The sequence below is a fragment of the Hymenobacter jeollabukensis genome (assembly GCF_005771675.1).
GTDB classification, from domain to species: Bacteria; Bacteroidota; Bacteroidia; order Cytophagales; family Hymenobacteraceae; genus Solirubrum; species Solirubrum jeollabukense.
Genome location: NZ_VAJM01000001.1, coordinates 744,764 through 756,927, shown reverse-complemented (window position 1 = coordinate 756,927; position 12,164 = coordinate 744,764). Strand labels below are relative to the sequence as shown.

The 12,164-nt window shown below is 67.3% G+C and carries 12 protein-coding genes; 5 read left to right on the top strand and 7 right to left on the bottom strand.

The annotated features are described in order from the left end of the window. The first annotated feature begins 33 nt into the window (after nt 1-33). Nucleotides 34-1,095, top strand: coding sequence for a LamG-like jellyroll fold domain-containing protein (locus FDY95_RS03270; RefSeq protein ID WP_171025508.1), 1,062 nt, complete (start codon nt 34-36; stop codon nt 1,093-1,095). 107 nt (nt 1,096-1,202) lie between these two features. Here FDY95_RS03270 and FDY95_RS03265 read toward each other — a convergent pair whose 3' ends face one another. Next, nucleotides 1,203-1,787, bottom strand: a complete 585-nt coding sequence (locus FDY95_RS03265; protein WP_138075269.1) for a GNAT family N-acetyltransferase — start codon at nt 1,785-1,787, stop codon at nt 1,203-1,205. Between the two features lie 200 nt (nt 1,788-1,987). Between FDY95_RS03265 and ctlX the strand changes: the two genes are divergently transcribed. Beyond that, the gene (gene ctlX, locus FDY95_RS03260) at nt 1,988-2,908 is read left to right on the top strand and encodes a citrulline utilization hydrolase CtlX (protein WP_138075268.1); all 921 of its coding nucleotides are present in this window, start codon (nt 1,988-1,990) and stop codon (nt 2,906-2,908) included. Between the two features lie 505 nt (nt 2,909-3,413). On the opposite strand, the gene FDY95_RS03255 is transcribed toward ctlX, so the two are convergent. Further along, nucleotides 3,414-4,934, bottom strand: a complete 1,521-nt coding sequence (locus FDY95_RS03255) for a malate:quinone oxidoreductase (RefSeq protein ID WP_138075267.1) — start codon at nt 4,932-4,934, stop codon at nt 3,414-3,416. 492 nt (nt 4,935-5,426) lie between these two features. Here FDY95_RS03255 and FDY95_RS03250 point away from each other — a divergent pair, with 492 nt between their 5' ends. Beyond that, the gene (locus FDY95_RS03250; RefSeq protein WP_138075266.1) at nt 5,427-6,023 is read left to right on the top strand and encodes a hypothetical protein; all 597 of its coding nucleotides are present in this window, start codon (nt 5,427-5,429) and stop codon (nt 6,021-6,023) included. On the opposite strand, the gene FDY95_RS03245 is transcribed toward FDY95_RS03250, so the two are convergent. Then, on the bottom strand, nt 5,926-6,504 hold the full coding sequence (locus FDY95_RS03245; protein ID WP_138075265.1) for a hypothetical protein: 579 nt from the start codon (nt 6,502-6,504) through the stop codon (nt 5,926-5,928). The genes FDY95_RS03250 and FDY95_RS03245 overlap by 98 nt on opposite strands. A 172-nt stretch (nt 6,505-6,676) precedes the next feature. Here FDY95_RS03245 and FDY95_RS03240 point away from each other — a divergent pair, with 172 nt between their 5' ends. Next, entirely contained in the window at nt 6,677-7,432 is a 756-nt protein-coding gene (locus FDY95_RS03240; protein ID WP_246073911.1) for an SDR family oxidoreductase, read from the top strand. Between the two features lie 268 nt (nt 7,433-7,700). Here FDY95_RS03240 and FDY95_RS03235 read toward each other — a convergent pair whose 3' ends face one another. Further along, entirely contained in the window at nt 7,701-8,810 is a 1,110-nt protein-coding gene (locus FDY95_RS03235; protein WP_138075264.1) for a mechanosensitive ion channel family protein, read from the bottom strand. A gap of 289 nt (nt 8,811-9,099) precedes the next feature. On the opposite strand from FDY95_RS03235, the gene FDY95_RS03230 reads away from it, so the two are divergent. Beyond that, complete coding sequence (locus FDY95_RS03230; protein ID WP_138075263.1) at nt 9,100-9,681, top strand: cupin domain-containing protein; 582 nt, start codon at nt 9,100-9,102, stop codon at nt 9,679-9,681. 200 nt (nt 9,682-9,881) lie between these two features. Here FDY95_RS03230 and pncA read toward each other — a convergent pair whose 3' ends face one another. The 3 genes from pncA to FDY95_RS03215 form a co-directional block, all read right to left on the bottom strand. Then, on the bottom strand, nt 9,882-10,493 hold the full coding sequence (pncA, locus tag FDY95_RS03225) for a bifunctional nicotinamidase/pyrazinamidase (protein WP_138075262.1): 612 nt from the start codon (nt 10,491-10,493) through the stop codon (nt 9,882-9,884). Between the two features lie 111 nt (nt 10,494-10,604). Further along, nucleotides 10,605-11,126 carry a 2'-5' RNA ligase family protein gene (locus FDY95_RS03220; protein ID WP_138075261.1) on the bottom strand — a complete coding sequence of 174 codons (522 nt, stop codon included), beginning with the start codon at nt 11,124-11,126 and terminating at the stop codon, nt 10,605-10,607. 99 nt (nt 11,127-11,225) lie between these two features. After that, the gene (locus FDY95_RS03215; RefSeq protein WP_138075260.1) at nt 11,226-12,113 is read right to left on the bottom strand and encodes a Cif family virulence factor; all 888 of its coding nucleotides are present in this window, start codon (nt 12,111-12,113) and stop codon (nt 11,226-11,228) included. Nucleotides 12,114-12,164 lie beyond the last annotated feature (51 nt).

Below are 12,164 nucleotides of genomic sequence, written 5' to 3'. Positions count from 1 at the left end.
TTCAACCAGTTTCTTTTTAACCCCTTTTCATTGATGAAACACGCTTACTCTTCGTCGCAGCCGGCTTCCATCACCGGCTTCCTCCCATCGTCGTTGCGCGGGGCCGTGCTGGCGGGGCTGCTGGGCCTGGGCCTGCCAGCCGCCGCGCAAAGTCCATCGGCCCTGACGCTGAACGGCTCCTCGTCGTACGTGCAGGCCAATACGGTGACGCTCAACGGCACGGCGCTGACCATGGAATGCTGGGTGCGGGTATCGGCATTCAAAGCATCTTCGCCCTTTATTTCCAGCGTGATGGGCGTGGAAGACGGCAACAACGCGGCCATGTTGCGCTTCGGCGACGTGGGCATCGGCTCCAACAAGCTGCAGTTCGTGCTGACGGTGGGCACCACCCAGCGCAAGCTGAATTCGGTGACTTCTTTTAACACCAACACCTGGTACCACGTGGCCGGCACCTTCGACGGCAGCACCATGCGCCTCTACGTCAACGGCGTACTGGATGGCTCGGCGAGTGGTACGGCGGGTTCGATGGCCGGTACCGGCGTGTTCTGCCTCGGCCGCAACTACGAAAGCGTGCGCGTGCTGAACGGCACCGTGGACGAAGCCCGCGTGTGGACGCGCGCCCTCACCGCCACCGAGCTGGCCGCCAGCCCGTGCAGCGTCAGCGCCTCGGCCACGGGCCTGGAAGCTTACTGGAAGTTGGACGAAGGCACCGGCACCGTGGCCGCCGATGCCTCCGGCCGCGGCCACGGCGGCACGCTGATCGGCACCACCAACGCCAGCTGGACCACCGCCATTCCTACGCAGTGCGTTACCACGGCGGTGAATACGGGGCGTAAACTGGACGGCTTGCAGGTGCAGGTGCTCGGCAATCCTGTCCACGGCAGCCAGGCTACCATCGAGGTGCGCGGCACGCAGGGCCAGCCGGCCACGGTGCAGGTGTTCAACATGCTGGGGGCGCTGGTGCAGCGTCTCACGCTGAAACCCACCACCGACGCCCAGCAGAGTCGCCTAACGCTGCCCGGGGCCGCCGGCCTCTACGTGGTGCGCGTGAGCACGCCCGCCGGCACGGCCACTACCAGATTGATCAAGCAGTAATCAACTGGGATTCGCCGGCGCTCTGACTCGGGGCCCTCACCGCCGTGGTGAGGGCCCCGTTTGGCGTAAACCCGTCCCAGACGCGTCGAACGAAGCCGCACCAGGCCTTAGGCAGCTTCTTCGGGCGGAGTTTCGGTCGGAGCGTCAGCTGCTGCGGGCTGCTGCAGCTCTCGCCATTCGTCTTCCAGAATGCCCATTTCCACCAGGCTCCAGTAAGTGTCGCCGTGGCGCACCACGTCGCGCATCACGCCTTCTTGCCGGAAGCCCGCTTTCAGGTAGCATTTCAGGGCGGCGTGGTTGAAGTCGTACACGCCCAGGCTGATGCGGTGCAGCTGCAGCTCCTCGAAACCGATGCGCAGCAGCGCCTGCACCATGCGGCGGCACACGCCCTTGCCGCGGGTGCACTGGTTGCCCACCAGCACCCGCGTCACGCGCGCCGACCGGTCGCGCTGGCTGATGCTGCCCAGCGAAATGTGCCCCACGGCCTCCCCGGTCTTGGTGTCGACGGCCTTGTAGACGAACACGTCGGGGTTCTGCAGGTCGTTGGCGCCTTCGATGTACCAGGCCAGGCTTTCCTCGGTCAGCGGATACGAAAACAGGGAGCCCGACCATTCCTTCATCAGCCGCTCGCTGTTGATCCATTCGATGAGCTGGCTGAAGTCGGCCGGGGTGAAGCGTTCTAGGCGAATCATAGGCAAAAGGGAGGAGAAGGGGCCGGCAGCCCGATTAAGCCCTACGGCTCATACCAGGGCACGTTGCACGGGGCGACGCGCTGCCGGCAAGCCGGTCCGACTTGTCGGCAGTCGGCCCAAAGGTACCGGGTTTGCGGATGAGCTTGCGGGGCCGCCGAACCAAGCGCCCCGTAACTTGTGCCGACTTATCCCTGCCGCCTATGTCCGTTGCCCGTACCGTCCTGCTCGTCCGCCCCGCCAGCTTCGGCTACAACGCCGAAACGGCCGTCACCAATCACTTCCAGCAAACCCCGGCCGGCCTCGACGCCGCGGCCGGGCAGCAGCAGGCCCTGGCCGAGTTCGATGCGGCCGTGGCCACGCTGCGGGCCCACGGCCTGGAGGTGCTGGTGTTCGACGACACGGCCGCGCCCGCCAAGCCCGACGCGGTGTTTCCCAACAACTGGCTGACCCTGCACCCCGACGGCCGCGCCCTGCTCTACCCCATGTGCGCCCCCAACCGCCGCGCCGAGCGCCGCCCCGACATCCTGGCCGCCCTGGGCCGGCAGTTTCAGCTGCGCGAAATCATCGACTTCTCGCCCTACGAGGCCGAGGGGCGCTACCTCGAAGGCACCGGCAGCCTCATCTTCGACCATGCGCGGCGCGTGGCCTACGCCGCCCTCTCGCCCCGCACCGACGCCCGGCTGCTGGCCGAAGTGGCCGCCCTGCTCGGCTACCACTCCCTGGCCTTCCACGCCGTCGACGGGCAGGGGCAGGCCATTTACCACACCAATGTGATGATGTGTCTGGGCCCGGGTTTCGCCGTCATCTGCCTCGAAAGCCTGCCCGACGCGGCGGAGCGGGCCGCGGTGGTGGCCGAACTCGAAGCCGGCGGCCACGAAATCGTCGATATCACGTTGGCCCAGGTGGCGCGCTTCGCCGGCAACATGCTGGCGCTGGAATCCGCGGCCGGACAGCCGCTGCTGGTCATGTCGCAGAGCGCCCACGACGCGCTGACGCCCGCGCAACGGGAACAGTTGCAGCGCCACGCGGAGCTGCTCCCGCTGTGCATTCCCACCATCGAAACGTTGGGCGGGGGCAGTGCGCGCTGCATGTTGGCCGAGGTGCTGCTGCCGCGGGCCTGAGAGGGCTGCCGGGAATGAGAAAAGCCGCCCGGCTGGTAGGCCGGGCGGCTTTTGCGTTGATGGGCCGGACGGTAACTGCGGTCAGCCGCCGGCAGTAGCAGATCCTACAGGGAGTAAAACAGGGCGCTGGCCGCAGCCAGGCTCATGAGCAGGTACACCACCACGTCGTTGCGGCGGACTGCCCGGTTGTATTGGCCGTGCGAAAGCATGAGGTTTGGTCGTTGGAGAGTCGCCGCAAGGGAATGCCGGAAGGACTGCCCGTCGGGGCGCTGCGGCGGCGATGGGGCCGGCGGCGGGCAGCTAGTGTTAGAACGAGAAACGTCGTGGAACGGCTACCGATTGGTGTTACCAAAACGTTATCAATCTGGCTGTCAAACCCGAAGCGAAGCAGATTGTTTGCCAGGGCGCAGTTTAGCCAGTCTACTGGGCGCGCTGTAGACCCGAAAACACGCAGGCCCGGGGTGTGCCCCAGGCCTGCAGCAGGTCCACTGGCAAACCCGCCGCCTTAGCTGCTGACCGAGGCGTTCAGGCCCAGCACCTCGCCGGTGTGGGTGCGGATTTCTTCCACCAGCTGCGGGTTGTCGTTGAGCGAGAGGCTAAAGGAGGGAATCATCTGCCGGAACTTGGCCTGCCACGCGGGCGTGGCCGCCTGCTGCGGGTAGCAGCGCTGAATCAGGCCCAGCATGATGCTCACGGCCGTGGAGGCGCCCGGCGAAGCGCCCAGCAGGGCCGCAATGGAGCCATCGGCGGCGCTGACCACCTCGGTGCCGAATTCGAGCACGCCGCCTTCTTTTTTGTCCTTCTTGATGACCTGCACGCGCTGCCCGGCCACTTCCAGCTCCCAGTCTTCGGAGCGGGCGGCGGGCAGGTACTCGCGCAGGGCCGCCAGCCGGTCTTCCGGCGACTGCCGCACCTGGTTGATGAGGTAGCGGGTCAGCGGAATGTTTTTCAGGCCGGCAATAATCATCGGGCGCATGTTGCTGAGCTTGATGCTCAACGGCAGATCCAGGAAGGAGCCCTTCTTCAGGAACTTGGTGCTGAAGCCCGCGTAGGGCCCGAACAGCAGCTCCTTCTTGCCGTTGATGACGCGCGAATCGAGGTGGGGCACCGACATGGGCGGCGAGCCGACCGAGGCCTTGCCGTACACCTTCGCGTCGTGGCGGGCAATGACGGCGGGGTTGGTGCATTTCAGCCACTGCCCGCTCACCGGGAAGCCGCCGAAGCCCTGCCCCTCGGGAATGCCCGAGGCAATGAGCAGGGGCAAAGAGCCGCCGCCCGCGCCGATGAACACGAACGGCGCCCGGAGCTTGAGCTTGGCGCCGGTAGCGCGGTTTTCGGCCCGCACGCCCCAGCGCCCGTCCTCCTTGCGCTTGATTTTCTCCACCTCGTGGTGGAAGTAGAACGTCACGCCGGGTTTTTCCTGCAGGAGGTAGAACATGCCGCGGGTCAGGGAACCGAAGTTGACGTCGGTGCCCAGGTCCATGCGGGTGGCGGCCACGGGCTGCTGCGGGTCGCGGCCTTCCATCACCAGGGGCATCCACTGCAGCAGCTCGGCCGGGTCGGTGCTGAACTGCATGCCCCGGAACAGCGGCGAGAGGGTGAGGGCGGCGTGGCGCTTGCGCAAGTATTCCACGTTGTCGGGGCCCCACACGAAGCTCAGGTGCGGCACGTGGTTGATGAAGCGGCTGAGCTCCTTCACCTGGTATTGCTCGGCCAGGTAGGTCCAGAACTGCTTGCTCTGCTCAAACTGCTCGGCAATCTTGATGGCCTTGCTCGTGTCGATGCTGCCGTCGGGGCGTTCGGGGGTGTAGTTCAGCTCGCAGAAGGCCGAGTGGCCGGTGCCGGCGTTGTTCCAGGCGTCGGAGCTTTCGGCGGCGGCCACGTCGAGGCGCTCCACCACGGCAATGCGCAGGTCGGGCTGCAGTTCCTTGAGCATCAGGCCCAGCGTGGCGCTCATGATGCCCGCCCCGATCAGAATGACGTCGGGCTGCAGCTCGGTATCGGCCGAAGGATTGGGAGTATTCATAAAGTCGGAAAAAGACTTTGGCAGTACGGGAAAGCGAAAAAAAGGTGGCTACCGCCCAGGTTAGCGGGCGGCCCGCCAGGAAAGCAGGGCAGCAGAAGCGGAGCCGTAATTCGGACCGGGCACGAAGCCGCTGCTGCGGGCCTGGGCCCGGCTGGCAGGGGCGGGGCTGCCGGAATCGGGTGTCAGTAGCCGGGCCCGGGACGGGCTAGCCGGGCGGCGGGGCGTGCTGGCCGGGATGCCCCGAGTTGGCCGGGGGCTGCAGGATACGATGCCGGGTTCGGCCGCCGGCATATTCGCCGGCCCGAACCGCTAGCCGCAAGTCAGGTAGAAAGCACACTTCGCCAAGGCTGAGCGCGAAAAATCAAGAAGGCAACGCGGCGGTGGGAGGGGAGGCCGTCGTTTTGGCGCGGGTGGTGGCGGGGCTCAGCCGGGCAAAGATATCGGGAAACCGAATTTCCGGGCCACTATGTTTAATCACAACTTGCCCCGCCCATGATTCTGCCCGTGATACCGCCCGCCGGGCGCCGTTCGTCGGCCCCCGGCTTGGCGCCAGTAGCCCTGCGGGCCGGCCTGCTGGCCGGCACCCTCGATATTCTCGCTGCCATCGTGGTCTTCGGCTGGCTGCGCGGCAAGGCCACCCCGCTGCAGATTCTGCAGTCGGTGGCCAGCGGCGTGTGGGGCCCGGCTGCCTACGAAGGCGGCTGGACGACGGGCCTGGCCGGCCTGGGCCTGCACTTCCTCATCGCGCTGCTTTGGGCCGGGCTGTTCGTGGCCGCCGCCCGCGCCTGGCCCGCGCTGCGCCGGCACTGGGTGCTCAGCGGCGTGCTCTACGGCGCCGTGGTGTGGGCGCTGATGAACTTGGTGGTCGTGCCCCTGTCGCAGGTGCCGCCCCGGCTGCTCACGCCGGTGGGCATAGTCCTGAACCTGAGCATTCTGGTGCTGATGATCGGCCTGCCCATTGCCTGCACCGCGTTCAGGCCGTGCGAATTGCTCAATACCCCAGCGGTGTGCCCAGCCCCGGCGCGTAGCCCGGCGCCGTCGCGCCCTGCGACACCCGCACCCCGCCCGACACCGAAAAGTGCTCGGTAACGTGGTAGTCGGCGCGCAGGTTCACGCCCTGGCCCAGGTTGCCGCCGAAGCCGGCGTAGGGATTCACCAGGGTGCCCGGAGTGGTGGGCGTGAGGTCTTTCCAGGCGCTGCCGGTCAGAAACAGGCGGGGACTGAGCGCGTAAGTGCCGCCGCCCTGGATGAGGTAATGATTGGTGCCGGCCCAGCCGTTGGGGCGCCGGCCGCCTTCGGTGGCGGGCTGGTAGGCGCCGGGCAAGGTGCGCAGGTAGGTCAGGCCGCCGAACAGCTGCAAGCGGTTGGTCAGCTGGTAGTTGGCCTGCGGGCTCAGGTAGGTGGCCGAGCCGTAGCGGCCCGCGAACATAGCGCCCGCGTTGAGGCTGTAGCTCACCCGCGACGCCGGGCGCAGGCCCTGCGTCGGCGCTTCGGTCGGCGCGGCCGTTTGGGCCGAAACGGCGGTGGCGGACAGCAAAGACAGCAGGACGGCGGGCAGAAACAGGCGCATGGTCGGCAAAGGAAAAAGACCTACGGCCAAGGTACGAAGCCCGGGCCGGAAAGCTGAAGCTTAAACGGCGGCCGGGGCGGGATTGGTGCCGCCGGCCACCGCAATTCTTCACCCGGCCGCCAACCAAACGGGCCGCTCGTTGGTATTACCGCCGTTTCGTCCCTGCTTTACCTTGGCTGCTTCTCTCATGAACCTGACCGACAACACCATTCTCATCACCGGCGGCGCCTCGGGCATCGGCCTGGCCCTGGCCCAGCGCTTCGTGCGGGCCGGCAGCACCGTCATCGTCTGCGGCCGCCGCGCCGATAAGCTGCGCGAAGCCCAGCAGCAGGTGCCCGGCCTGCAGGTGCGCGCGTGCGACCTGGCCTCGCCCGCCGAGCGCGTGGCCCTGCGCGACTGGGTTACCGCGCAATTCCCGCAGCTCAACGTGCTCATCAACAACGCCGGGGTGCAGCGCCGCTTGCAGGTGGCCGACCCGGAAGACTGGGCCACGCGGCAGCAGGAAATTGCCATCAACTTCGAGGCGCCGGTGCATTTGTCGGAGCTGTTTATCCCGCACCTGCGCCAGCAAGACTACGCGGCCATCGTCAACGTAACGTCGGGCTTGGCCTTCACGCCGCCCACCTTTGCCCCGATCTACGGGGCCACCAAGGCGGCGCTGCATTCCTTCACCATTGCCCTGCGCCACCAGCTGCGCGATACGCGCATCGAGGTGCTGGAAATCGTGCCGCCGGCCGTGAATACCGACCTGGGCGGCACGGGTCTGCACAACTTCGGCGTGCCGGTGGATGAGTTTGCCGATTCGGTGCTGGCGCGGCTGGCCGCCGGCGAGCTGGAAGTCGGCTTTGGCACCTCAGAGGAGCGCCGCCTGGCCTCGCGCAGCGAGCTGGACGCGGCCACCGAAGCCATGAATGCCCGCTTCAGCTAAGACGAGCCCGGAACCACCAGAGCAGTCATGCTGAGCACAGTCGAAGCATCTCTACTGCTTCGCGTGAATAACCCAAGCAGAACGTCATGTCGAGCGCAGTCGAGACATCTCGCGTGCTGACGCCAGATAGTAAAACCATTTCAACGATGGAATTGCTATCCAACGAGATGTCTCGACTGCGCTCGACATGACATACTTGTTAGTTCCGGTTCAGCGAATGGGCGAAGTAGGGCGTCTTTGGAATTGAAGCTGAGCAACGCCGCCCGGCTCACTCGGCAACGCTGCTGACGGCGAAGCCGGGCGCCGCCGGGGCGTCGACGGTGGTGCGCGTGCGGGGCAGGCACTCGGGGTAGTGCTGCTGAATGAAGCCCACGAGCCGTTCGCGCACGTCGCAGCGCAGGTCGAAGGCCTGGCTGGAGTTGGCGGCGCTGACCAGGATGCGCAGCTCCAGGGTGCGCTCCTTGGAATCGGTGACCTGGAGCACGCACACGCGCTTGTCCCAGAGCGGATGAGCGGCCACGAGGCGCTGCAGCTCCTGCCGCACCGCGTCGATGGGCAGGGTGTAATCGGTGTAGATGAACACGGTGCCCAGCAGCTGCGAGGTGGTGCGCGTCCAGTTCTGGAAGGGCTTTTCGATGAAGTAGTTGAGCGGCAGTACCAGGCGCCGCTCGTCCCAGATGCGCAGCACCACGTAGGTGAAGGTAATTTCCTCGACCCGGCCCCACTCGCCTTCCACCACCAGCACGTCGTCGAGGCGGATGGGCTGGGTGAAGGCAATCTGGAAGCCAGCCAGCAGGTTGCCGATGGAGCGCTGCGCCGCAAAGCCCACGATAACCGACACGATGCCCGCCGAGGTGAGCAGCCCGGTGCCGATTTTGCGCACCGTGGCGAAGCTCATCAGAATCAGGGCCACGGCCAGGAAGACGATGAGTGACACGACCAGCTTGCGCACGAACTGCAGCTGGGTGAAGAGCTTGCGCACCCGCAGGTTGTCGGCCTCGCCCAGGCGGTAGTGCTCCTGCACCAGGTCTTCCACCACGTTCACGGTGCGCACCAGGCCCCAGGCGAAGGTGCTGATCAGCAGGGACTCCACCACCCGCCGCAGCACCTCGAAGGGCTTAGGGCCCAGCGGGGCCAGCGGCAGCAGAAACGACAGCGCCAGCACCGGCAGAAACCACGCGCTGGGTGCGCTCAGCCAGCGCGCCACCGATTGGGTAAGGAGCGGCGCGTCGGGCCGGCGGTTGTAGACGCGCAACAGCCCAAACAGCAGCCACTTAAGCAGCAGGCCCAGGCCGAGGCCGCCCAGCACCACGGCGGCGGTATCGAGAACGAGCGAAAGACGGTAGGGCAGGTCCAGGCCGAGGTCCGACGACGACATAGGCGGAGTAGGGGGGACAGCGCGGCACCGGCGCTGGTGCCCGCTGCGTCTACCCCCGCCCGCCGGCAAAGGTTATGCACCAGGGCCATGCACCGAGCTTCGGTATCTGACCGGAGGGGCATGCTGGCGCCTCACATCATTATGTGAATCAGCGGACTAGTCGCATATTTTACCTTTGTGCCGAACCGCGCCGAGGCCACCCGGTCGCGCCGGAGTTACCCACTCTACCACTCATGTCTCGTTTGCCGCCCGGGCTACGTACCGGCGCGGTCCTCATCCTTTTTGCCCGATGGCGTACCAGGGTCAAACTATCGAAAACCCCTTCACGGGGCAGAGTCTACACTTTCTGACCACGGCCCGGCAAACCGGCGGTACCGCCCTGGTACTGCAATCCAGCTGGCGCGGGCAGGGCAGCGAGCCGGCGCCGCACTACCACCCGGCGCAGGAAGAGCTGTTCGAGGTGTTGCAGGGCCAGCTCACGGTGCGCCTCGACGGGGAGCTACGCCACCTGCGCGCCGGGGAGCAGCTGCGCATCCGGCCCGGACAGGTGCATTCGATGTGGAACGAGGTTGACGAGCGGGCCACCGCCCGCTGGACCACCCGCCCCGCCCTGCGCACCGAAGACCTGCTGGAAACCGTTTTCTCACTGGCCCAGGCCGGCCTCGTCAAGGCCGATGGGGCGCCGGGGCTGCTACAGGCCGCCGTGCTGCTGCCCGCCTACGACCAGGAGTTTCGCTTGGCCAGGCCGCCGCGCTGGGTGCAGCGCGTGGTGTTCGGCCTGCTGCGCCCCCTGGCCCGCCTCATCGGCCTGAAAGCCACCTACAGCGCGGGCCAGCCATGGACCGAAAAGGTAGCCGCGGTTAAGGCCTGAGTAACAATTGGCCGGCTTAAAACGCCATACTTGATCTGGAATCTGCTTGTCGGCGCAGCCCTACCGAACAACGGAGCGGTAGAGCTGCTTCGACAAGCGGATGCCAGATGAGCATGACGTTATCGGATTTCAGATGACTCACCGAGTTGTCCGCAGGTGGCCGGTTTGGCGTGACAAGGCGGTGCCACTCGCGGTGCTGGCTAGCCCAGCAGTTCCCGGCTGTGCACCAAGTGGCCGCCCAACTGGTGCAGCTCGGCCTTGGCCTGCTCGAAGCCTTCGGGCGAAATGGCGCGGGTAGCGTCTTCGATGATGAAGGTGTCGAAGCCTTGGCCGCGGGCGTCCTTGGCGGAGTAGAACACGCAGTAGTCGGCGGCCAGGCCGGCCAGGTACACCTCGGTCACCTCGCGGCCGCGCAGGTAAGCGGCCAGGCCGGTGCTGCGGCGGTGCCCGTTGTCGAAGAAGCCGCTGTAGCTGTCGATTTCGCGGGCCATGCCCTTGCGAAAGATGGCCTCGATGCGGTGCTGGTCGAGGTCGGGGTGCAGCTCGGCGCCGGTGGTGCCCTGCACGCAGTGGTCGGGCCAGAGCACCTGGGCCAGGCCGTACAGCTCGATGCGGTCGAACACCTGCCGGCCGGGGTGGCTGCTGGCGAAGCTCAGGTGCCCGGCCGGGTGCCAGTCCTGGGTGGCCACCACCAGGTCGAATTGCGGCTGCAGGCGGTTGACGAGCGGGATGATGTCGGCCCCACCGGGCACAGCCAGCGCGCCGCCGGGCACGAAATCGTTCTGAATATCAATCAGCAGGAGAGCTTTCATGGGGTAGCGGGTATGAAGTCATCAGACTATTACGGCCCGAGCCGGCTGCGCTGGGGCCGGGCGAAAGTACGTGGCCGAAGCCAATGGCAAACCGCACCGGAGCAACGCGGGCTACGCGTTTTCGCCGAACGGGAAGGTGCGCAGCAGCTCCCAGGGGCCGCCGCGGTAGGCCCACAGCTGCAGGCCGGTGCCGGTGGCCACGAAGGGCCGGAACGTAGCCGTCAGCTCGGCCAGCAGGTGGCGGGCCTCGTCGGGCGTCACCTTGTTCTGCACCGTCACGTGCGGGCGGCGGCGCTGCTGGTCCTGGGGCGTGAGGTGGGTTTGCCAGTGCGTCTGCAGCTCGTGGTGCAGGGCCTCGGTGGCGGGGCTGAAGAGGGAGTAGGCCACGCCGCGCCCCAACGACTGTAGCCCACTCACGTGCAGCTCAATGGGTGCCTGCGCCCGGCAGCGCACAGCCAGGTAAGCTTCGATGTTGTCCAGCTCGGGCCCCGGCAGGTGGTGAAACAGCGTGAGGTGAGCGGCCAGAAAATTGCGCTCGGGCGGAAAGTGCTGCTGGCGTAGCGCATCGAAAAACGCCTGAGCTTCGGCATCGAGCTGCAGGGTCAGGATCAGCGGGGCATCAATAGGCGGCATGGGCAGGGAAGGAGGTCGTCGGCTACTGCCTACCCGGCCACGGCCCGGAAGGTTGCGTCCGGCCGCTCCCTCGCTTCGGCCGCAGCCCGGCCGCCGGCGCTACTGCGGGGCCGGGTTACACACTTCCGCCAGCAGCTGCCAGCCCTTGGCGCCGTGCTGCCACAGGTGCACGTAGCTGCCGCGGCCGGGCTGCCCGGCGCCGCTGTTCTGATAGGTGCCGTAAGTGTAAGCCAGTTCGCCGGAGCGGGCGATGCGGCCGCCCGCGGGCAGCAGTTGGCGCGGCGCCTCGCCGTCGAGCTGCTGCCGGATGGCGGCCGGCGTGGTCAGCGGCATGATTCCTTCGCGCAGCAGCCGCGCCTGCGGGTGCAGCCGGGCGGTGTAGGCCGGGGCCAGTCCCTGCGCCGCCGTGGCCGCCGACAGTTGTTCATCCAGCGCCGTAGCGGTGCGCAGCACGTCGGTGCTGCCGCGCCGGGGCGGCTGGCCGGCGGCGGGGTAGCTGAGGGTGGCCGGCGGCTCGGGGCTGCCGGCGGGGGCAGGGTGGCTGATGCCGTTATCGAGCAGCCAGCGGTAGCGGCCGTCGGGCTGCCGCGCCCAGATGGTGAAAAACTGCCCGTAGGTCACGCGCTGCCCGTCGGGCTGCTGCAGGTACCAGGGGCCGGTGCTGTAGCCCAGCTCGCCGGAAGCGGCGGCGCCTACCGTAGCGGGCCCCCAGCGCAGGCTCGGATCGGTGGGCGTGGCGGCGGGACGGCCGCTCCACACGCTGCGGGCCAGCGCCGGTTCGGCCCGGCTGAACACCACCGCCGAATCGGCCATAGTCGCCAGGAACGCGGCTTTGTTGCCTTCCTGCAGGGCCTGCGCGGCAAAGGCGCGCTCGGCCGCCGCAATGGCCTGCGCGGCCGGCGGGGGCGAGGCCGGTTTCGGGGATTGGGCGGTGGCCCCTAGCGGCAGCAGGCTGACAGCGAGCAGGGGAAGTAAGCCTGGTTTCATAGGCGGAGCAACGGGGCGGCAAGCTGCGGATTCGCGGCGGCGGGTGCAACG